This is a genomic window from Amycolatopsis sp. La24, from assembly GCF_029087445.1.
Taxonomy (GTDB): domain Bacteria; phylum Actinomycetota; class Actinomycetes; order Mycobacteriales; family Pseudonocardiaceae; genus Amycolatopsis; species Amycolatopsis nivea.
The window spans coordinates 26548-47203 of the sequence record NZ_JARACH010000024.1 but is presented as its reverse complement, the minus strand read 5'-3'; the positions used below and the strand labels follow the sequence as shown (position 1 = coordinate 47203).

Sequence of the window (20656 nt, the reverse complement as noted above, 5' to 3'; positions counted from 1 at the left end):
CGGATCGATCACGAACCGCCCGTTCTGCCCGCCGCGCCCGGTAGCGTGCGAATCCGGTACGGCATACGGAGCGGGGGACGTGGTGGCGCGGGCGGGTTCGGGGCCGATCATCGTGGTGCTCGCCTCGTGCGGGCTGGTCGCGTCGTTCATGCAGACGCTGGTCATCCCGTTGATCCCGGCGTTCCCGAGACTGCTGAACACCACGCCGACGGACGCGTCGTGGGTCGTCACCGTCACGCTGCTCGCGGCGGCGGTGTGCACCCCGGTCGCCGGGCGGCTCGGCGATCTTTACGGCAAGCGCCGCGTGCTGCTGGTGAGCCTGGCGGTGCTGATCGCCGGATCCGTGGTCTCGGCGCTCACCAGCTCGCTCGCGCTGATGATCGTCGGCCGCGGGCTGCAGGGATGCGCGATGGGCGTCATCCCGCTCGGAATCAGCATCATGCGCGACGAACTGCCGCCGGAACGCGTCAGCGGCGCGATTTCGCTGATGAGCGCGACGCTCGGCGTCGGCGGCGCGATCGGCCTGCCGGTCGCGGCGATCGTGGCCGAGCACGCGGACTGGCACGTCCTGTTCTGGGGTGCGGCCGGGCTCGGGCTCGGTTGTGCGCTGCTGATCCTGCGGTTCGTTCCGGAATCGCCGGTCCGCACGCCCGCGCCCTTCGATTTCCTTGGCACGCTCGGGTTGATCGTCGGCCTCACCAGCCTGTTGCTGCCGATCGTCAAGGGCGGCGAGTGGGGCTGGGGCAGCCCGGCGACGCTCGGGTTCGCCGCGACGGCAGTGGTCGTTCTCGCTGCCTGGGGCTGGCATCAGCTGCGCCGCCGTGACCCGCTGGTCGATCTGCGCGTTTCGGCGCGGCGGCCGGTGCTGTTCACGAACCTCGCGTCGGTCCTGGTCGGTTTCGCGATGTACGCGATGTCGTTGTCGTTCCCGCAGTTGCTGCAGGCGCCGTCGGTTACCGGCTACGGCCTCGGGCTCAGCATGGTGCAAGCCGGGCTGTGCCTCGCGCCGAACGGTCTGGTGATGATGGCGCTGTCCCCGGTGTCCGCACGGCTGACCAACCGCTACGGCGCCCGCGTCACGCTCATGACCGGGGCGACCGTGATCGCGGTCGGGTACCTCTTCGCGATTTTCCTGATGGCCAACGCGATCGAGCTGATCATCGCGTCGGTGATCATCGGGGCGGGCGTCGGAATCGCTTACGCCGCAATCCCCGCGCTGATCATGAGCGCGGTGCCGGTCACCGAAACGGCGTCGGCGAACGGGCTCAACTCGCTCATGCGTTCCGTCGGCACCTCGACCTCCAGCGCGGTGATGGCCACGATGCTCGCCCATCTGACGATCACCGTCGGCTCGTTCACCGTGCCGTCGCTCGCCGGTTTCCGCGCGACGTTCGCGGTCGCCGCGGTCGCGGCGGTGGCCGGGCTGGCGTTGACCTCGGTGGTGCCGCGGTTCCATGCCGCCAGCCCGGACCTCGCCCGCGTCTAGAGCAGCGGCGGAACAGCCGCGTCGATCAGATGCGGTCCCGGCTCGGCGACTGCCCGCCGGAACTGTTCGGCCAGTTCCTCCGCGGTCGTCGCGCGGGTCGCCGGAACGCCCATGCCCTCGGCGATCTTGACGAAGTCCAGGTCCGGACGGCCGATGTCCAGCAGGTCCTTCGCCCGCGGTCCGTCCCCGGACGCACCGACGCGCTGCAACTCCATCCGCAGGATCGCGTACGCGTTGTTGTTGAGCACCACCGTGGTCACGTCGAGGTTCTCGCGCGCTTGCGTCCACAGCGCCGAGATCGTGTACATCGCGCTGCCGTCGGATTCGAGGTTGATCACCGGCCGCTTCGGTGCCGCGATCGCCGCGCCGACCGCCACCGGCATCCCGTAGCCGATCGCGCCGCCGGTCAGGGTCAGCACGTCGTGCCGCGGCGCGCCTGCCGTCGCGGCGGGGAGCATGAGCCCGGACGTGTTCGCCTCGTCCACGATGATCGCGTTCTCCGGCAGCAGCGCACCGATCACGTCGACCCAGTTCTGCACGGTGAGCGGACCGCTCGGCAGCTCCGGCCGTCCGGGCCCCTGCAGGACCGGTTCGGTGTCCGCGGCGACCAAGGCGGCGACCGCTTCCAGCGCGGCCGGGATGTCCTGGCCGACCGTCGCGAGGACGTGGACGTCCGCGCCTTCCGGGGTCAGCTCGCTCGGCATGCCGGGGTAGGCGAAGAACGACACCGGCGCCTTCGTGCCCGCGACGATCAGGTGCTTGATCCCGTCCAGCTGGTATTTGGCCTGTTCGGCGAGATACCCCAGCCGTTCGATGTTCGGCAGGCCGGCCCCGCGTTCGAGCCGCGCCGGGAACGTTTCGGCGAACGCCTTCACCCCGGTCGCGGCGACGATCCGGCTGGTCGCGCGCAAACCGGCTTCGCGGCAAGCGGATCCGCCGATCAGCAACGCCACGGGCTCGCCGCTGCGCAGCACGTCCGCGATCTTCTGCACGGTCGTCGCGTCGACCGTCTGCGGCACGCGCGGCGGAATCGGCGCGCACGTTTCGCCGCCCTCGCCCCACGACGCGTCGGCGGGAAGGATCAGCGTCGCGACCCGGCCCGGCGCGTCCTGCGCGGCCGCGACCGCTGCCGCGGCGTCCGCGCCGACGTCCTTCGTGTGCCCGGACCGGCGCACCCAGCCTTCGAGCGAGCCCGCGACGGCGTCGATGTCCGACTCCAGCGGGGCGTCGTACTGCTTGTGATAGGTGGCGTGGTCGCCGATCACGTTGACCACCGGCGTGTGCGCGCGGCGCGCGTTGTGCAGGTTCGCCAGGCCGTTCCCCAGACCCGGACCGAGGTGCAGCAGCGTCGCGGCAGGCTTGCCGGCGACCCGCGCGTACCCGTCCGCGGCACCGGTCACGACCCCCTCGAACAGTGCGAGCACGCCGCGCATCTCCGGCACCGAATCGAGCGCGGCGACGAAGTGCATCTCCGACGTGCCGGGGTTGGAGAAGCACACGTCGACCCCGCTGTCGACGAGCGTGCGGATGAGGGACTGGGCGCCGTTGAGCGTGGTCACTGTGCTCACTTTCCGGTTCGCGCGAACAGAACGCCGGGGTTCAGGATCCCGGTCGGGTCGAAGCTGTCCTTGACCCGGCGCAGCAGATCGAGCTTCGCCGGGTTTTCGAGCTTTTCGTAGTACTTCGTCTTGGTGCGGCCGAGGCCGTGCTCGCCGGAGATCGCGCCGCCCAGTTCGTACGCGTAGCCGAAGATGTCGGTCAGCAACTGGGAGCGCGTGTCCGGGTCCTTGCAGAAGATCGCCAGGTGGACGTTGCCGTCGCCGGCGTGCCCGCAGCCGATCGCGCCGCCGCCGGTCGTCATCGCCAGCGCGCGTGCTTTGGCCAGGAAGGGCGGCATCGCGGTCCTCGGCACCACCACGTCGATCACGTCGTCCGCGCCCGCGGCTTTGGCGTTCCAGAAGGCTTTTTCGCGAGCTTCGATCAGCTTGCGCGCGGCCCCGCCTTCGAGCACGTACGCGTCGACCGCGCCGAGTTCGGTGAGCAGTTCGCCGAGCGCTTCGACGTCCTCGTCGAGCCGGTCGGCCACCCGGTTTTCCAGCGCCACGGCCAGATACGCCTGGGTCCGGTCCCGGATTTCCGCCGGGACGCCCAGCTCGAGCTTGTCGTTGTAGACCATCGCGGCCATCGTCATGTTGTCGATGTACTCGAGGATCTGCGGGGCGAGACCGCTCGCGGCGATCTTCGGCACCGCCGCCATGACCTGCTCGAAGTCGTCGAACGGGGCGAGCACGGTCGCGCCGTGCGGCAGCCGGGGCTGCAGCTTCACGGTCACCTCGGTCACCAGCGCGAGCGTGCCCTCGGAGCCGATGATCAGCTGGGTGAGGTCGTAGCCGCTGGAGATCTTCGACATCCGGCCGCCGGTGCGGATGATCTCGCCGGTCGCGAGCACCGCCTGCAGGCCGGAGACGTTGCCCCGGGTGATGCCGTAGCGGATCGCGCGCATCCCGCCGGCGTTGGTGCCGACGGTGCCGCCGACGCTCGCGCTCAGCTCGCCGGGATAAACCGGGTAGGTGAGGCCGTGCTCGGCGGTCTTCGCGTCGAGTTCGGCCAGCGTGACGCCCGGCTGGACGACGGCGACGTGGTTGCCGGTGTCGATCTCGAGCACCGAATTCATCCGCTCGAACGAGACGACCAGCCCGCCCTCGACCGGCCGTGCCGCGGCGGACAGCCCGCTGCCGGACCCGCGCGCGGTCACCGGGATGCCCTCGGCCGCGGCGATCTTCAGCAGTGCGGAGACCTCTTCGGCGCTGGCTGGCTTCGCGACGTACGCCGGTTTCTGGCCCGGCGTGCTGAGCGCCTCGTCGTGCGCGTAGTCGTCGGAAATCGCGTCACCGGTCAACAGGTTCCCCGCTCCGACGGCACCTGCCAGCTGTGTTGCGATCTCGCTCATGCCACTCCCTCGTGCGCGCGCGTACGTCGTGGCCGCAGCCTAGCCGCTCTGCCGCGGAGCTGGCCATGAATAGTTTTCACGTTAGCGCACGCGGGCGCGAAAAAGGCCACGCCGCGCGCGTGGCCAGGAGGGAGAGAACCCAAGCAGGGACCGGCCCGCGCCAACAGGCCGGCCCCTGGGTTAATCCTCGGTGCCGGTCAGACGAGCCAGCCGAGCACGTGCGCCAGGTGCGCGAGCAGACCCGAGATCAGGTCGTGGCCGTGGTGCGCGTGCTGGGTGAACATCTGCATTGAGGGGCTCCTTGTTCGGATTGTTCTTCCTTGGTGCTCTCGCGAGGAGCGAACGCAGATTTCCACCGGCGCGCTCACGGTGTCAAAACGCGGATTTCCCTGTGCTGGCAAGGAATCGGCGGCCGGGGAATCTTCCCATGTTAAACATGTAAGGCTTTCGTGTTTGCCGCCGGGGGTGCACTGTGGACTCTTCGCCACGGTTCGTAGCGGGCGCCGGCTCCGATCACCGTGGGTAGCAGAAACGCGCTGCGGCAACCGGGCGGCGTCGCCCCTCGAACCGGTGAAGGCGAAGCCACGATTGGTGAGTTCCCGAGGTTCACACCGCCGGGTGATCAACAGGCCGGGATCCCTTGTCCGGCAGGGGATCCGGGTCTCGTCCATGATCGCGGAGGGTTAACCCGGCTTCACTCTGGCGGGACAATCCGCCCGATCGGATCGCGAAAAAGGCCGGTCCCTCCGCAGTGGAGGAACCGGCCCTTGCCGGGTGACTCGTCAGTCCGCGCGCGCGAACGACAGCGTTTCGCCTTCGACGCCGCGCAGCCACAGATCCTGCGCGGCCGCGGCCATCTCGGACAGGCCTTCCTCGATCGTCGCGAACACGTTGCCGGGCACCCAGCCCGCGTCGCCGTTGATCAGGAGGTTGTTGCGGCCGTAGAAAATCGCGAGATCCGTGGCACCCTGGTCGCTGTGCGCCTCGCTGCCCTCGTCGTAGCCGTACGCCGGGTTGCCGATTTCCCACGCCTCGAATCCGAAGTAGACAACATCGCCCGGGATCGGGGTGATGGTCGGATTCTCGCGGCCCGGCTTGGGTTCCGCGAAGGGCGGCACGAGCGTGTAGACCTCGTTGCGCGCGTACTTCGCGTGGTAGGCCGAACCGCTCTGCGGCAGTGCGTCCCACACTGCCTTGCAGGTGCGCGGTGCTTCGTCGTCGAGCAGCCGTGCGCGGCAGGTGACGCCGCGCTTGTCGAGGCTGATGGTGATGTAGCGCGCCATGCCTCAGCTCCCCGTAACCGAAGTGACGACGTCGCCCCAGATGCGCAGCGCGTCGTCGACCTGTTCCGCGTTGACGACCAGCGGCGGCACCATGCGCACGACGTTCGAGTACGCGCCACAGGTGAGCAACAGCAACCCGCTCTTCGCGGCTGCCTGCTGCGCGGCCTGCGCCGTGGCCGTGTCGGGTTCGCCGTCCGCAGTGGTGAACTCGGTGCCCACGAGAAGCCCGAGACCGCGTACGTCGCCGATAGCCGGCGTCTTGTCCGCGATGAGGCGCGCGCCCTCCAGCAGCTGACGGCCGCGCTCCGCGGCGTTCTCGACCAAGCCTTCGTCCTTGATGACGTCGAGCGTCGCGATAGCCGCCGCGCACGACACCGCGTTGCCGCCGTACGTGCCGCCCTGCGAACCCGGGTACGCCTTCGCCATCAGCTCTTCCGAAGCGGCGATGCCGGAGAGCGGGAAGCCGCTGGCGAGGCCCTTCGCGATCAGCACGACGTCCGGGTGGACGTCGAAGTGGTCGTGGCCCCAGAACTTGCCGGTGCGGCCGAACCCGGCCTGCACCTCGTCGAGCACCAGCAGGATCCCGTGCCGGTCGGCGCGCTCGCGCAGCCCGGCCATGAACTCGGTGTTGGCCGGGACGTAGCCGCCCTCGCCGAGCACCGGCTCGATGAAGAACGCGGCCGTCTCGCTCGGCGCGGAGACGGTCTGGAACAGGTAGTCCAGCTCGCGCAGGGCGAATTTCGTCGCCGTCTCCTCGTCCCAGCCGTAGTGGTAGGCGTACGGGAACGGCGCGACGTGCACGCCGGACATCAGCGGCGAGATGCCCGCGCTGAACCGCGTGCCGGAGGTGGTCATGGACGCCGCGGCGACCGTGCGGCCGTGGAAACCTCCCTGGAAGACGATGACGTTCGGCCGCTTCGTCGCCTGCCGGGCCAGCCGCAGCGCTGCCTCCACGGCCTCGCTGCCGGAGTTGGCGTAGAAGAGCGAATCGAGCCCGGACGGCAGCACTTCGCCGAGCTTGCGGGTCAGTTCGAGCAGCGGCTGGTGCATCACCGTCGTGTACTGGCCGTGCACGAGTTTGCCGATCTGCTCGCGCGCGGCTTCGACCACGCGCGGGTGACAGTGCCCGGTGCTGGTCACCCCGATGCCCGCGGTGAAGTCGAGATGACGTTTCCCGTCCACGTCGTAGAGGTAAACCCCTTCACCGTGGTCGACGACGACGGGCGTTGCCTGCTTGAGCAGCGGGGAAAGCTGGGCCATGCGGCGCCCTCCTGGATGCGGGTGGAGACGGTTGTCGATTGTTGACAATATCCATAGCATGGGGTTCGGGACAACAGGAACAGGAGCAACCTGGATGAGCGGGATCACCGAGAACGGCGTCGTCGACGCGGTCGGCAAGGAACTCTTCATCGGCGGCAAGTGGGTCTCCGCGCGCAGCGGGAAGACCTTCGACGTGCAGGACCCCTCCACCGGCGAGGTGCTGTGCCAGGTCGCGGACGCCGGGCCGGAGGACGGTCTCGCGGCGCTCGACGCGGCGTGCGCGGCACAGGCCGACTGGGCCGCCGTCGCCCCTCGGGAGCGCGGCGAGATCCTGCGCCGCGCCTACGACAAGCTCATCGAGCGCCGCGACGAGCTGGCACTGCTGATGACCCTGGAAATGGGCAAGCCGCTGGCCGAGGCCGCCGGGGAAATCACGTACGCCGCCGAGTTCTTCCGGTGGTTCGCCGAGGAGGCCGTGCGGATCGACGGCGGCTACGCGGTGGCTCCGAACGGTTCCGGCCGGTTCCTGATCACGCGCCAGCCGGTCGGTCCGACGCTGCTCATCACGCCGTGGAACTTCCCGATGGCGATGGGCACGCGCAAGATCGGCCCGGCCGTCGCCGCCGGCTGCACGATGGTGATCAAGCCCGCCGCGCAGACGCCGCTCTCGATGCTCGCGCTCACCCAGATCCTCGCCGACGCCGGGCTGCCCGAAGGCGTGCTGAACGTCGTCACCACCAAGGACGCGGGCGGCGTGATGGAGCCCCTGATCCGCGACGGACGCGCCCGCAAGCTGTCCTTCACCGGTTCGACCGCGGTCGGGCGCAAGCTGCTGGAGCAGTGCGCGGAGAAGGTGCTGCGCACGTCGATGGAACTGGGCGGCAACGCGCCGTTCGTCGTGTTCGACGACGCGGACCTGGACGCCGCGGTCGAGGGCGCGATGCAGGCCAAAATGCGCAACATCGGCGAGGCGTGCACCGCGGCCAACCGGTTCTACGTGCAGCGCGGCGTGGCCGAGGAGTTCTCCCGCCGGCTCACCGAGCGGATGCAGGCGCTGCCGATGGGCCGCGGCACGGACGAAGGCGTCGTGGTCGGTCCGCTCATCGACGAGGCCGCGGTGAAGAAGGTGACCGAACTGGTCAAGGACGCCACGGACAAGGGCGCGCGGGTGCTCACCGGCGGCTCGCGGGTCGACGGACCGGGACACTTCTACCCGGCGACGGTGCTCACCGACGTGCCGGTCGACGCCCGGCTGGCCAGCGAGGAAATCTTCGGCCCGGTCGCGCCGATCACGCCGTTCGACACCGAGGACGAGGCGGTCGAGAAGGCCAACGACACCGAATACGGCCTGGTGTCCTACCTGTTCACCAGCGACCTGAAGCGCGCGCTGCGGGTGTCGGAACGCCTTGAAGCCGGGATGATCGGCCTCAACCAGGGCATCGTGTCCAACCCGGCGGCCCCGTTCGGCGGCGTCAAGCAGTCCGGTCTCGGCCGCGAGGGCGGCACGGTCGGCATCGAGGAATTCCTGGAGACCAAGTACATCGCGGTGAACCTGTGACCCATCGGATCGCGAGCATCCCCGGCGACGGGATCGGGGTCGACGTCACGATCGAGGCGCGCCGGGTCCTCGACGCCGCCGCGGACAAGTACGGATTCTCCTTGGAATGGACCGAATTCGACTGGAGCTGCGAGCGGTACGCGAAGACCGGCGCGATGATGCCGGAGGACGGGGTCGAGCAGCTGTCGGGGTTCGACGGCATCCTGCTCGGCGCGGTCGGCTTCCCCGGCGTCGCGGACCACGTTTCGTTGTGGGGCCTGCTGATCCCGTTGCGGCGGGCGTTCCAGCAGTACGTCAACCTGCGCCCGGTGCGGCTGCTGCCGGGGACGTCCTCGGTGCTGGCCGGGCGGAAGGCCGACGAGCTGGAAATGGTGATCGTCCGGGAGAACTCCGAGGGCGAGTACTCGGAGATCGGCGGACGGCACAACGCCGGGCGGCCGGACGAGTTCGTGCTGCAGGAATCGGTGTTCACGCGGGTCGGGGTGGAACGGATCATCCGGTACGCCTTCGAACTCGCGCGGACGCGTTCCCAGCACGTCACGTCGGCGACGAAGTCCAACGGGCTGATCCACTCGATGCCGTACTGGGACGAGATTTTCGCCGAGGTGGCGGCGCGGTACCCGGATGTTCGTGCGGAACAGTGCCATGTGGACGCTCTCGCCGCGCGGATGGTGCAGGCCCCGGACCGGCTCGACGTGGTGGTGGCGTCGAACCTGTTCGGCGACATCCTGAGCGACCTCGCGGCCGCGATCACCGGCGGACTGGGCATGGCCCCGTCCGGAAACATCAACCCATCAGGTGAGTTTCCGTCGATGTTCGAGGCGGTCCACGGCAGTGCTCCGGACATCGCCGGGCAGGGCATCGCGAACCCGGTCGCACAGATCCTCGCCGCGGCGATGCTGCTGGAGCACCTCGGGGAAACCGTTGCCGCACAAGCGATCCGTGCCTCGGTCGACGAGGTGCTGACCGCGGGCGAAACGCTCACCCCCGACCTCGGCGGAACCGCTACCACAACCGCGCTCGGCACCGCGGTGGCCGCTTCGCTCCGCTGATTTTTCGTCGGTGCCGCGCGGTTGACTCTTCCCTGACCCGCCGACGGGTCCCCGAGGGGAGGAGGAGCCGATGTGCCAGAGGTGCGAGGAACCGGAAAGACCGGAGGAGCAGTACCTGATCGAGGTGCTCGACGAGATCAGGGAGCACGGCTGGTGCGTCCAGGGCGTGCTGGGAACAGGTTCCCGGCCGCCCTGGGCGTACACCGCGGGCCTGACCGTGCAGGGCCTGCCCGAGCTGGTTGTCACGGGATTGCTGCCACACCAGGCGGTACGGCTGCTGAACGCCGCGGCCGAACACTCGCTGCACACCGGCCCGCCGGTGCCCGGGCAGCAGTGGCTGCTGCCTCGGTTGCCGCGAGTGGAAATCGTCCAGCTCAGTGCTCCGGCGGCGCACCTGGACATCGCGGTGTGCTGCTATGGCACGGGAATCGAAGCCAGACAGCTGGTGTACGCCGACCCGGCGGGCTGGTTTCCGTGGTCTCCGCAGTACAACTCCGGCCGCGGCGGACAGCCCGTGCTGGGGGTGCGTCGTGCGTGAGTTTTTCTTGCTGTTGCAGGGTTTTCTACGCCGCTGGCCGGTAGTGTCGAAGCATGCCGGAACTGCTGGCCCCCACCGTCCGCCTGCACCGCTCGTGGCTGGACGCGCATCGCGAGTGGGGTCCGGGCTTGCACGAGGACGGCTTCGGCCTGTCCGCGTCGGATCAGGTCGATTCTCCGGCTGGCTTCGCCGCCTGGGTCGGCTCCTTGGCCGCGGATCGCGCTGTGTACCGCTGGGTGGTCGAGGAGGGACAGGTGCTCGGCGGAATCGCCCTGCGCGCTGGACCGGCCTCGTACGTTCGGTGGGCTGGGCACCTTGGCTTCGGCCTACGTCCGTCCGCGCGCGGCCGTGGTCTCGCTTCTTGGGCACTGCACCAGATGCTGCCCGAAGCCCGGCGGCTGGACCTGCGTTGTGTGCTCTTGGTGTGCGAGGGGGAGAACCTGGCGTCCGCCAAGACAATCGAACGCGCGGGCGGTGTGCTGGCGGAAACCCGTCAGACCGACCACGGACCGGTGCGGCGGTACTGGATCACGCTGGAACCGTTGGCGAGCTGAGCCGCACCTCCTGGTCGCCACGGCGGAGCGGTGCGGACTTTGCCATTCCGTTGCTGCTGCTCGCATTGCCCGGCGGCGCTTCCGGCTTCGTGCTGCACCGGTTCGCCCGCGAGGAACGGACTGCCGTGCGGTTCGCCACCACGGGGGCAAGCGGTCCGGTCAGGTGCGGAGACGACCGCGTCGCCATCCGCCGAGCGCGGATTGCGTGTGCTCATGCGGTAATCGGGCAGCGCGGGGTGAGTGGCGTGCTCCCTGCGGTGCGGGGGAGGAGAAGCGGCCGTCCGGAAAACCCGCCCGCCTCACTCCGAAAGCGCGACCCCGCCCTTCAGGCTCCGTCCCGGAAGCAACCGGCTGATCGCGTCCTCCATGTGCGCGTCCAGCAGGTGCAGCGCCGTCTCCTCGTCGTCCGACCGAAGGGCTTCGATGATCCTCGTGTGCTCCTCCAGCCGGTCCTCCACGCCCTGATACGTGCTCTGCAGCAGGGTCAGGCACATCCGCGTCTCGATCAGCAGCGTCCGGGCCATGCGCACCAGCCGTTTGCTGCCGGAGGCGTTGATCAGCGCCTCGTGGAAGCGCAGGTCAGCCTCCGACAGCGCGGCCGGATCGTCCGCGGCCGCCGCCATGTCGGCCACGTTCTGTTCCAGCATCGCCGCCACTGCCTCGCGGTCGCCGCGGAACGCGCACAGCAGGGCGGCCCGTTCGACCGCCGAGCGGGCGAGGTAGATGTCGAAGACATCCTCCGGTTCGAGGTCGATCACGAACAGGCCCCGGTGGCGTTCGCTGCGCAGCAAACCCTCGGACACGAGATGCTGCATCGCCTCGCGCAGCGGGCCGCGCGAGACCTGGAAGCGGGCGGCCAGGTCGGTTTCGCCGAGCTGGGTGCCCGGCGGCAGCGCGCCGGTCATGATCGCGTCGCGCAGCTGGCGCGCGATCACGGCGGCGGTCGATTCCCGGCTGACCGGCTCTATGTCCGGCAGTGCGACCACGGGTCAGCCCCTCGTCCGGAACAACGCGCCCAGCGAACGCACCAGCCGGGTCGTGCCGGTCAGGCGCAGGCCTTCCCACACGGTCACCTGGTTGGCGGTCAGCACCGGCTTGCCGAGCTTGGCCTCGATGTCGGTGATCTCGCCGAGCGTGCGCATCGCGGTGTCGGGCACCAGGACCGCGTCGGCGTCCGGGTGGTCGTGGCTCACCGCGAGGTCCACCACGGCCTCGGGGGCGAGCTGGCCTACCTCGGCGGCGGTGTCGATGTCGGCGCTCGACATCGACAGCACCTCGACGCCTCCCGCGGCGAGGAAGTCCACGAACAGCCGCGCGACGTCGTCGGGGTAGCTCGCGGCCACCGCGACTCGTTGCACGCCAAGGGCTTTCGCCGCGTGCACGAAGGCGAACGACGTGCTCGAGGCCGGCACTCCGGCGGCCTTGGCGAGCTGGTCGGCCTGGTTGCGCGCACCGTCCCAGCCGTACACGAAGCTGCCGGACGTGCACGCCCACACCACCGCTTCCGGCTGGTGTTTCGCGAGCAGCCGCGCGCCTTCGGCGAGCCGGGCTTCGCTGCCGAGGTCGAGCAGTTCCGGCACGGCGTGCAGGTCGGTGCCGTAGATGTGCGCGACCGGCAGGCTGATGTCGCCGTCGGAGCCGCCGAGAAGCTGTTCCGCGAGCGGGTAGTCGTCCTCGGCCGCGTGGTCGGGGTAGATGAAGCCGATCGTGGTCACGAAACCTCCGGGATGCGCAAATTGTCGACAATATTAGCGGGACTGGTCAAGACACCTCCCGCAGCCACTGGCCGGGTCCCACGATGGGCAGCTGCATCCGGCGCAGGCACGCCCACATCGTCAGCTGGTTGGCGGTCAGCACGGGTTTGCCGAGCGCCTTTTCCAGCGGTTCGATCAGGTCGAACGTCGGGAGGTTGGTGCAGCTGACGAAGATCGCCTCGGCGTCGCGGTGGTCGGCGGCCAGGATCCGCTCGGCGATGGTGCGGTAGCTGACCTTCCAGATGCCGCCGCCCAGCCCGAGGTGGTCGCTGGACACCGTGGTCACGCCGACCTCGCCGAGGAAATCGTGGAGTTTGCCGGTGAGGTCGGCGTCGTAGGGCGTGAGCACCGAGACCCGGTGCAGGTCGAGCTGATGCAGCACCTCGACCAGCGCCCCGGACGTGGTGACCGCGTCCGGCGCGCCCGCGTCGCAGATCGCCTTGGTGAGGGAGCGTTCGTAGTCGATGCCGTTCACGAAGCTGCCCGAGGTGCACAGGTACGCGACCACCTCCGGCTCCACGTGCAGCACGTCGCGCGTGGCCGCGGCGAGGTGCCTGCTGTCGCTCACCAGCTGCGCCATCTCCATGCTCACCGGAACCGGTTCGTAGGGGGTGCGGGCGAGATGCAGCGACACCTCCATCGGCACCCAGCGCCACAGCTCGCGCTCGAGCGCGAGGTCGAACGGCGCGATCACGCCGATGCCGCGCTGGGCGAGCGGGCCCTCGAACGCGAGGAAGTCCAGATCCAAGGTTCAGCCTCCGGAATACGCCTGTGCCGATGCCCGTCCGGTGCTCCGGGGGTAGTCCTCGGATTGTTGACAATCATACGAGCCACTTTTACCGTGTCAATCGTGACCGCTCCGGAAAACCCCGTACTGGCAGTGCTCTGCGGGGCAGACCATCCACCGGACATGGCCGCTATCGAAGACGCGGCGGTAGTTCGTTACACCGACGAGCGCGGCCTCGCCGGTGCGCTGGCCGGGGCCGACGCGCTTTTCGTCTACGACTTCCTGTCCGGGGCCGTCCCCGGTGCCTGGCCCGCCGCGGACCGCTTGCAGTGGCTGCACATCGCGAGCGCCGGCGTCGACCCGGTGCTGTTCCCGGGGCTGCGCGAGAGCGACGTCGTGCTCACGAACTCGCGCGGGGTGTTCGACGACGCCATCGCCGAGTACGTGCTCGGCGTCGTGCTGTCGTTCGCCAAGGACTTCGCGCGTTCGCTCGACCTGCAGCGCGCCGGCACGTGGCAGCACCGCGAGACCGAGCGGATCGCCGGACGGGAGGTGCTGGTGGTCGGCACTGGACCGATCGGCAGGGCCATCGCGCGGATGCTGCGCGCGGCCGGGATGCGCGTGTCCGGGGCGGGGCGGCGGGCCCGGGTCGGGGATCCGGATTTCGGCGTCGTGCGCGAATCCGCCGGGCTGACGGGGTATCTGCCCGAGTTCGACTACGTCGTCGCGGTCGCGCCGCTCACCGACCAGACCAAGGGCATGTTCGATGCCGCCGCGTTCGCCGCGATGAAACCGTCCGCGCGGTTCGTCAACGTGGGCCGCGGCGAGCTGGTGGTCACGTCCGATCTCATCGCGGCGCTGCAGGCGGGGGAGATCGCCGGCGCCGCGCTCGACGTCTTCGAAACCGAGCCGCTGCCCGCCGAGAGTCCACTGTGGACCATGCCGGACGTTCTGCTGTCGCCGCACATGTCGGGGGACTTCCTCGGCTGGCGGCGGACGCTGGTAGAGGTGTTCGCCGGGAACTTCCGGCGCTGGCTCGCCGGGGAACCGCTCTGGAACGTCGTGGACAAACGGCTCGGCTACGTGCCGTCCGAATCGCAGGGAGGCGCCGGATGGGCGACCGGGAATTGACCGCCAGCGAACTCGTCGCCGCCTACGCCACCGGCGAACTGTCGCCGGTCGAGGCGACCAAGAGCGCCCTGCAGAACATCGAGGACCGTGACGGCGAGGTCAACGCCTACTGCCTCGTCGACGCCGAGCGCGCGCTGGAGCAGGCGAAAGCGGCCGAGGCGCGCTGGCGCGACGGGAATCCGATCGGCGCGCTCGACGGCGTCCCGGCGTCGATCAAGGACATCTTCCTCACCCAGGGCTGGCCGACGCTGCGCGGTTCCACGAGCATCCCGGCCGACCAGCCGTGGGAGGTCGACAGCCCGGTGATGGCGCGGATGCGCGAGGCGGGCCTGGTCGTGCTGGGCAAGACCACCACGCCGGAGATCGCCTGGAAGGGCGTCACCGACAGCGCGCTCGCGGGCATCACGCGCAATCCGGTGAACCCGCGGATGACGGCGGGCGGGTCCAGCGGCGGCAGCGCGGCCGCGGTCGCGGCGGCGATGGGCGAATTGTCCGTCGGCACCGACGGCGGCGGCTCGATCCGGATTCCCGCGTCGTTCTGCGGAATCGTCGGCATGAAGCCGACGCACGGCCGGGTCCCGCTGTTCCCGGCGAGCCCGTTCGGCCCGCTCGCGCACGCCGGGCCGATGGCGCGCTGCGTGGACGACACGGCGTTGCTGCTGGACGTCCTCGCGCTGCCGGACCACCGCGATCCGACCGGGCTCGCGCCGCCGATCAGCGCGTACCGCGAGGCAGTGCGGCGCGACGTGCGCGGGCTCATCGCCGCGTACTCGCCGACGCTCGGTTTCGCCGACGTGGACCCGGAAGTCGCGGCGATCGTCCAGTCGGCGGTGCAGTCCCTCGCCGACGCCGGACTGCAGGTGGAGCAGGCCGACCCCGGATTCGCCGACCCGAAGGACGCCTTCGACGTGCTGTGGTCCGCGGGCGCGGCGAAGTCCCTCGAAGCGTTCCCGCCGGGCAGCGAGTCGCGGATCGACCCGGGCCTGCTCCGCGTGTGGGAACAGGGCCGCACCTATTCCGCGGGCGACTACCTCGACGCCACCGCGGAACGCGCCGCGCTCGGCATCCTGATGGGCGAGTTCCACACCCGCTACGACGTGCTGCTCACGCCGACCGTCCCGATCCCGCCGTTCGAGGCCGGCCACGACGTGCCGCCGGGCAGCGGGATGACCGAATGGCCGGAGTGGACGCCGTTCACCTATCCGTTCAACATGACGCAGCAGCCCGCGATCAGCGTCCCGGCCGGGCGCACCGAATCGGGCCTTCCGGTGGGCCTGCAGATCGTCGGCCCCCGGCATTCGGACGACCTGGTGCTGGCGGTGGCGAAGCTGCTCGAGGAGGTCCGGCCCTGGGCCGCGCCGTGACGCCCGCTGGGGAGACTCTCGGCACGTTTCGCCGGTGACAAGCTGTGGCAGGCTGTCCCGCATGACCGAGTTCACCGCGCCCATCGACGACCGCTGGTTCGAGGACTACCCCGAGGGATCGGTGTACGAGTTCGGCGACACGACTGTCACCGAGGCGGAGATCATCGAGTTCGCCGAAAAGTACGACCCGCAGAGCTTCCACGTCGACCCGGTGGCGGCGAAGGAGGGCCCGTTCGGCGGGCTGATCGCGAGCGGCTGGCACACGTCGAGCCTGATGATGCGGATGTTCGCCGACCACTACCTGTCGTCGGTCGCGAGCCTCGGCAGCCCCGGTGTCGACGAACTGCGCTGGCCGCGTCCGGTGCGACCGGGGGACCGGCTGCGGATGCGGGCGACCGTCACCGAGGCGCGGCTGTCGAAGTCGAAGCCCGACCGCGGCCTCGTGCGCACCAAGATGGAACTGTTCAACGGCGACGACGAGCTGGTGTTCAGCGCGAGCGCGGTCAACTTCCTGTCGGTGCGACCGGTGCCGCCTGCCGGTTCGTGAGCTGCCGGATCTCCCGGCTGCACAGCGCGAGGCCGGTCGCGACGACGACCAGCACTCCGCACGTGACGAGCACCGGCTCGCGGCCGAAGTGCTGCACGAGGGGACCCGCCGCGATCTGCCCGAGCGGCATCGCGGCGATCGACCCCAGCATGTCGTAGGAATACACGCGGGCGAGCCGGTCCGGCGGGACGTGTTCCTGCAGCGAAACGTCCCAGGCGACGCTGAACTGCTCCATCGCCAGCCCGGCCACCAGCATCGCGATCAGCGCCGGGACGAGCGACGGCCACCAGCCGAGCGTCAGTGCCGGCAGCGCGTCCATCGTCACCAGAGCCACCCCGATGAACAAGGCGTGCCGCGGTTGCCAATGCGCGGCGACGAGCCCGCCGAGCAGCGCGCCCGCGGTCTGCATCGCCAGCGCCAGTCCCCAGCCGGACCGCCCGAACGTCTCGTCCGCCACCACCGGCCCGATGACCGTGAGCGCGCCGAACCCGGCGGCGTTGACGACGGCGAACTGCGCCACCACCGCCCACACCCAGGTACGGGACCGGAATTCGTGCCATCCGGCGATCAGATCGGCGATCGGCCTGCTGCCCGGCGCTCGTTCGGCGCGCGGCAGCCGGACCGCGTGGTAGGCGAGCGCGGCGGCGAAGAACAGCAGCGCGTTGACCGCCAGCGCCCAGCCGGATCCGACCGCCGCCACCGCGACCCCGGCGACTCCGGCCCCGGCGATGCGACCGCCGTTGACCAGCAGCCGCAGCAGCGCGTTCGACGGGGCCAGCAGGTCGCGCGGCACGGTCTGCGGGGTGATCGCCGCCGACGCGGGCAAGGACATCGCCGAGACCGCGCCGTTGACCACGCTCAGCGAGATCAGGAACGGGACCGAGGAGAATCCACAAAGGACACTCGCGGCGATCAGGGCCTGGCTGAGCCCGGCCGCGATCTCGGTGCCCTGGAGGATCACCGCGCGCGGCAGCCGGTCCGCGAGCACGCCGCCGAAAAGCAGCAGCAGCACGTTCGCGAGCGACCGCGCCCCGACGACCAGCCCGAGATCGACCGCCGACCCGGTGCGGTCGAGCACCGCGAACGCGAGCGCGACCGGAGCGACCGAATTGCCGAAGGTGCCGAGCGTCCGCCCGGCGGCGAGGGCACGGAAACTGCGGTGCCGCAACGGCTCCAGGAGGCTCACCGGCCGAGCCTCCCGCGGCTGTCAATCGAATAACCACGCCGTCTCCGGCGCCATCCAGTGCCCGGGCTACCCCCGCGTCGCGAACTCCAGTTCGGCGAGCGCGGTGTCCAGATGCGTCAGGATCCGCTGCAGATGCGGGACACTGCGCCGGCATCCGGTGACGCCGAAGTCGAGATTGTCCCCGTTGCTGGTCAGCGTGATGTTCAGGGCTTGCCCGTCGAGCAGTACCGACGCCGGGTAGATGCCGTCGAGCGCCGCGCCGTTCCAGTACATCTGCTTGCGCGGGCCGGGCACGTTCGAGATGACCAGGTTGAACGGCGGCCGCGTGTTGCCGACGACCCCGGGGATCGGCGACGCGCCCAGTTGGGCCACGTTGATCCCGGACAACAGCAGCGTCTGCAGCGGCGACAGCTGCGAAAACAGCTTCTTGCCGTTCGACATCGACTCCGAGATCGCGGCCAGCCGCTGCGCCGGATCGGTCAGGTCGGTGGCGAGGTTGCACAGCAGCGCGCCGATGTTGTTGCCGGTCGCGTCTCCGGAGTCGCGGCGGCGCAGCGACACTGGGACCATCGCGACCAGCGGCGCGTCCGGCAGCGCGCTCTGTTCGATCAGATAGTCGCGCAGCGCGCCGGCACACATCGCGAGCACCACGTCGTTGCGGGACACGCCCGCGGCCGTCGCGACCTCGCGCACCCGGTCGAGCGGCCAGGACTGCGCGGCGAACCGGCGCGCGCCGCCGATCGGCACGTTCAGCATCGTCTTAGGCGCCTGCATCGGCAGCGTGAGCCGGTGCTCGCGGAACGCCTCGCGCGCCACCTTCGCCGCGGCCGGCGCGATGCCCGCGACCTGCTCGAACGTCTTGCCCACGAGGGCGAACGGCGACGCGGAGGCACGGCCGTTGCGGTTTGCGGCCGGCTTGTCGCGCGAACCCCACGGAGGCGGGCAGTCCAGGTCAGCGGGGTCGTCCGACAGCGTGCCCTGCAGATGCCGCAGCGCCGAAACGCCGTCCATCAGCGCGTGGTGGATCTTGGAGTACACCGCGAACCGGCCGTCGCGCAGTCCTTCGATGAGGTGCGTTTCCCACAGCGGCCGGTGCCGGTCGAGCAGCGTGCTGTGCCAGCGCGAGGTGAGTTCGAGCAGTTCGCGGATCCGGCCCGGCTGCGGCAGCGCGGAGTGCCGGAAGTGGTAGTCGAGTTCCAGATCGGTGTCGCGCGACCAGCGCACGTGCCCGACGGTGTTCACCGGACGGCTCGGCCGCATCCGGAACACGCCGCGCATGTTGTCCGATTCGAGCAGGGAGCGGCGGAGGTCGCGCAGATAGTCGTCGCCCGCGCCGTCGGGTTTGCGGAACAGCTGGAGCCCGCCTACGTGCATCGGGTGCTCGCGGGTCTCGACCATCAGGAACATCGAGTCGGTCACCGGCATCAACGGCATTCGGCCACCCCTTTCCGCTGCCGCGGGGACCTCGGCGTCCCCGGCACCCGGAGTGTACGCACGAAAAAGGCGGCGCCTCAGATCTCGCGGCCGGACGGGGGACAGCGGGGCCGCGCGGCGATGACAACCCCTGTCCGGTGACGTTGTCTGCAGCTGCTTACGCGAGGCGGATACCATCGCTGGCGTGGCAGGACGGACTGGAGCTCAGCAGCTGGGGGACGCGCTCACGGCTCTCGGGACCGAGGTGGTGTTCGGCCTGCCGGGAGTCCACAACCTGCCGCTGTGGGAGGCGTTGGCGGACACCGGGATCCGGCTCGTCAACGTCCGGCACGAACAGACCGCGGGGTACGCCGCCGACGGTTATGCGCGCAGGACGGGAAAACTCGGCGTCGCGCTCGTGACCACCGGACCCGGCGCGGCGAACACGCTCGGCGCGGTCGGCGAAGCGATGGCGTCCGCGGCTCCGGTGCTGGTGATCGCCACGGACATTCCGTCGACGCTGCGCCGTCCGGGTGTCGTGCGCGGAGTGCTGCACGAAACCTCCGATCAGCAGGCGATGTTCGCCCCGGTGACGAAAGCCGGTTTCACGGTGCACCGCGCGGACCAGATCGCCGCGACGTTGCACCGCGCCGCCCGGCTCGCGCTGATGCCGCAAAGCGGTCCGGTGTATTTGGGCATTCCGACCGATTTCCTCCGCGAGACCACGCCGCCGCGTGAACCGCCCGCGCCGCCCGCCGAGCGCGTGCTCGACCTGCCGGATCTGCCGCGCGCGGCGGAGCTGCTGGCGTCCGCGCGCCGTCCGCTGATCTGGGCGGGCGGCGGCGCGTTGCGCTCCGAAGCGGGCGAAGCGATCGGGCATCTCGCTGAACGGCTGGCCGCGCCGGTGGTCACCACCTTCGGCGCGCGCGGCCTGCTTCCGCCCGAACATCCTTGCCTGGCCCCGAATCCGGTGCACGCGCCGGAGGTCGGCCAGCTGTGGGACGAGGCCGACGTGGTGCTCGCGATCGGCACCGATTTCGACGGCCTGATGACGCAGAACTGGCAGATGCCCGCGCCGCCGAAGCTGATCGCGATCAACGTCGACGCGGGCGACGCGGCGAAGAACTACCGTCCGGACGTCACCCTGGTCGGCGACGCCCGCCGCGTCGTCGAATCCCTGCATCCGGATACGCGGCCCGGCCTGGACGAACTGACCGCGCGGCTGGCCGGGATCGGTCGCCGGGTGCGCAGGCGCATCCGCGACGAGGAACCGCAGGCCGCCGATTTTCTGTCCACTTTGGAGGAAGTGCTCCCGGCGGACGGGACGATCGTCACGGACATGTGCGTCGCCGGATACTGGATCGGCGGCTTCCACCGGGTCCGCGCGCCGCGGCGGCTGGCGTACCCGATGGGCTGGGGCACGCTCGGCTACGGCTTCCCGGCGTCGCTCGGCGCGGGCGCGGCGGCCGAGGCGGCGGGCGGCGGGCGCGTCCTGTGCGTCACCGGCGACGGCGGTTTCCTTTACGCGGTAGGGGATTTGGCGACGCTCGCCGAGGAACAGCTGCCGGTGACGGTCGTGGTCGTCGACGACGGGGGTTACGGCATGCTGCGCTTCGACCAGGACCAGGAAGGACTGCCGCACCGCGGGGTCGACTGGGACAGCCCGGATTTCGTCGGACTGGCCCGTTCGTTCGGCGTGCACGCGGACCGGGTGTCCGGCTTCGGCCGCGCGTTCCGCCGTCTGCTGAGCGAATTCGTCGAATCGGACGAGCCGAACGTGCTGGTGGTGCGCGCGAAACTGAAGCCGCCGCTGAACACTTCGCCGCGCTGGTACCGCAAACCGCGCGGCTGAG

The 20656-nt window shown here is 70.2% G+C and carries 18 protein-coding genes; 9 read left to right on the top strand and 9 right to left on the bottom strand.

What is annotated here, in order from left to right; genetic code table 11:
- Positions 1 to 7 precede the first annotated feature (7 nt).
- Positions 8 to 1486, top strand: a complete 1479-nt coding sequence (locus PUT80_RS22920; RefSeq protein WP_343076898.1) for an MFS transporter — start codon at positions 8 to 10, stop codon at positions 1484 to 1486.
- Here PUT80_RS22920 and PUT80_RS22915 read toward each other — a convergent pair.
- The 4 genes from PUT80_RS22915 to PUT80_RS22900 form a co-directional block, all read right to left on the bottom strand.
- Positions 1483 to 3045, bottom strand: coding sequence for an acetolactate synthase large subunit (locus PUT80_RS22915; RefSeq protein WP_101437896.1), 1563 nt, complete (start codon positions 3043 to 3045; stop codon positions 1483 to 1485). The two genes, PUT80_RS22920 and PUT80_RS22915, sit on opposite strands and share 4 nt — an antisense overlap.
- 5 nt (positions 3046 to 3050) lie before the next feature.
- Positions 3051 to 4436: an FAD-binding oxidoreductase gene (locus PUT80_RS22910; protein ID WP_101437897.1), complete on the bottom strand. Its 1386-nt coding sequence runs from the start codon at positions 4434 to 4436 to the stop codon at positions 3051 to 3053.
- 782 nt (positions 4437 to 5218) lie between these two features.
- Entirely contained in the window at positions 5219 to 5719 is a 501-nt protein-coding gene (locus tag PUT80_RS22905) for a DUF3830 family protein (protein ID WP_009082826.1), read from the bottom strand.
- A gap of 3 nt (positions 5720 to 5722) precedes the next feature.
- Positions 5723 to 6979: an aminotransferase class III-fold pyridoxal phosphate-dependent enzyme gene (locus tag PUT80_RS22900; RefSeq protein ID WP_183125840.1), complete on the bottom strand. Its 1257-nt coding sequence runs from the start codon at positions 6977 to 6979 to the stop codon at positions 5723 to 5725.
- A 94-nt stretch (positions 6980 to 7073) separates the two neighbouring features.
- Between PUT80_RS22900 and PUT80_RS22895 the strand changes: the two genes are divergently transcribed.
- From PUT80_RS22895 to PUT80_RS22880, 4 genes are all read left to right on the top strand, one after another.
- Positions 7074 to 8537 (top strand): NAD-dependent succinate-semialdehyde dehydrogenase, encoded by a 1464-nt coding sequence (locus PUT80_RS22895; protein ID WP_275293381.1) that lies wholly within the window; start codon positions 7074 to 7076, stop codon positions 8535 to 8537.
- A complete protein-coding gene (locus PUT80_RS22890; protein ID WP_037817105.1) occupies positions 8534 to 9589 on the top strand; it encodes a tartrate dehydrogenase in 1056 nt (351 codons plus the stop codon). Before PUT80_RS22895 ends, PUT80_RS22890 begins: the two co-directional genes overlap by 4 nt.
- A 70-nt stretch (positions 9590 to 9659) precedes the next feature.
- Positions 9660 to 10127, top strand: a complete 468-nt coding sequence (locus PUT80_RS22885; RefSeq protein WP_037817103.1) for a DUF4262 domain-containing protein — start codon at positions 9660 to 9662, stop codon at positions 10125 to 10127.
- 53 nt (positions 10128 to 10180) lie between these two features.
- The gene (locus PUT80_RS22880; RefSeq protein WP_037817100.1) at positions 10181 to 10681 is read left to right on the top strand and encodes a GNAT family N-acetyltransferase; all 501 of its coding nucleotides are present in this window, start codon (positions 10181 to 10183) and stop codon (positions 10679 to 10681) included.
- Positions 10682 to 10980: 299 nt separating this feature from the next.
- Here the strand turns inward: PUT80_RS22880 and PUT80_RS22875 are convergent, their stop codons facing one another.
- From PUT80_RS22875 to PUT80_RS22865, 3 genes are read right to left on the bottom strand one after another with little or no spacing between them, the layout of a single operon-like run.
- The gene (locus PUT80_RS22875; RefSeq protein ID WP_275293380.1) at positions 10981 to 11667 is read right to left on the bottom strand and encodes a GntR family transcriptional regulator; all 687 of its coding nucleotides are present in this window, start codon (positions 11665 to 11667) and stop codon (positions 10981 to 10983) included.
- Positions 11668 to 11670: 3 nt separating this feature from the next.
- Positions 11671 to 12396 carry an aspartate/glutamate racemase family protein gene (locus PUT80_RS22870; RefSeq protein WP_043832785.1) on the bottom strand — a complete coding sequence of 242 codons (726 nt, stop codon included), beginning with the start codon at positions 12394 to 12396 and terminating at the stop codon, positions 11671 to 11673.
- Positions 12397 to 12442: 46 nt separating this feature from the next.
- Complete coding sequence (locus PUT80_RS22865) at positions 12443 to 13183, bottom strand: Asp/Glu/hydantoin racemase (RefSeq protein WP_037817095.1); 741 nt, start codon at positions 13181 to 13183, stop codon at positions 12443 to 12445.
- A gap of 102 nt (positions 13184 to 13285) precedes the next feature.
- Here PUT80_RS22865 and PUT80_RS22860 point away from each other — a divergent pair, with 102 nt between their 5' ends.
- The 3 genes from PUT80_RS22860 (at position 13286) to PUT80_RS22850 (ending at position 16204) form a co-directional block, all read left to right on the top strand.
- On the top strand, positions 13286 to 14293 hold the full coding sequence (locus tag PUT80_RS22860; RefSeq protein ID WP_275293379.1) for a D-2-hydroxyacid dehydrogenase: 1008 nt from the start codon (positions 13286 to 13288) through the stop codon (positions 14291 to 14293).
- Complete coding sequence (locus PUT80_RS22855) at positions 14275 to 15657, top strand: amidase (protein ID WP_037817092.1); 1383 nt, start codon at positions 14275 to 14277, stop codon at positions 15655 to 15657. The genes PUT80_RS22860 and PUT80_RS22855 overlap by 19 nt, the downstream gene beginning before the upstream one ends.
- A gap of 61 nt (positions 15658 to 15718) precedes the next feature.
- Positions 15719 to 16204, top strand: a complete 486-nt coding sequence (locus PUT80_RS22850) for a MaoC family dehydratase (protein ID WP_037817090.1) — start codon at positions 15719 to 15721, stop codon at positions 16202 to 16204.
- Here the strand turns inward: PUT80_RS22850 and PUT80_RS22845 are convergent.
- Complete coding sequence (locus PUT80_RS22845) at positions 16161 to 17390, bottom strand: MFS transporter (RefSeq protein WP_275293378.1); 1230 nt, start codon at positions 17388 to 17390, stop codon at positions 16161 to 16163. The genes PUT80_RS22850 and PUT80_RS22845 overlap by 44 nt on opposite strands.
- Positions 17391 to 17456: 66 nt before the next feature.
- Positions 17457 to 18824 carry a wax ester/triacylglycerol synthase family O-acyltransferase gene (locus PUT80_RS22840; RefSeq protein WP_037817087.1) on the bottom strand — a complete coding sequence of 456 codons (1368 nt, stop codon included), beginning with the start codon at positions 18822 to 18824 and terminating at the stop codon, positions 17457 to 17459.
- 184 nt (positions 18825 to 19008) lie between these two features.
- On the opposite strand from PUT80_RS22840, the gene PUT80_RS22835 reads away from it, so the two are divergent.
- Complete coding sequence (locus tag PUT80_RS22835) at positions 19009 to 20655, top strand: thiamine pyrophosphate-binding protein (RefSeq protein ID WP_275293377.1); 1647 nt, start codon at positions 19009 to 19011, stop codon at positions 20653 to 20655.
- Position 20656 lies beyond the last annotated feature (1 nt).

Bases quoted from the DNA above. Each gene is read 5' to 3' on its own strand.
- PUT80_RS22850 (WP_037817090.1), top strand. From the start codon at position 15,719: ATGACCGAGTTCACCGCGCCCATCGACGACCGCTGGTTCGAGGACTAC.
- PUT80_RS22880 (WP_037817100.1), top strand. From the start codon at position 10,181: ATGCCGGAACTGCTGGCCCCCACCGTCCGCCTGCACCGCTCGTGGCTG.
- PUT80_RS22855 (WP_037817092.1), top strand. From the start codon at position 14,275: ATGGGCGACCGGGAATTGACCGCCAGCGAACTCGTCGCCGCCTACGCC.
- PUT80_RS22910 (WP_101437897.1), bottom strand. From the start codon at position 4,436: ATGAGCGAGATCGCAACACAGCTGGCAGGTGCCGTCGGAGCGGGGAAC.
- PUT80_RS22885 (WP_037817103.1), top strand. From the start codon at position 9,660: ATGTGCCAGAGGTGCGAGGAACCGGAAAGACCGGAGGAGCAGTACCTG.
- PUT80_RS22900 (WP_183125840.1), bottom strand. From the start codon at position 6,979: ATGGCCCAGCTTTCCCCGCTGCTCAAGCAGGCAACGCCCGTCGTCGTC.
- PUT80_RS22840 (WP_037817087.1), bottom strand. From the start codon at position 18,824: ATGCCGTTGATGCCGGTGACCGACTCGATGTTCCTGATGGTCGAGACC.
- PUT80_RS22895 (WP_275293381.1), top strand. From the start codon at position 7,074: ATGAGCGGGATCACCGAGAACGGCGTCGTCGACGCGGTCGGCAAGGAA.
- PUT80_RS22905 (WP_009082826.1), bottom strand. From the start codon at position 5,719: ATGGCGCGCTACATCACCATCAGCCTCGACAAGCGCGGCGTCACCTGC.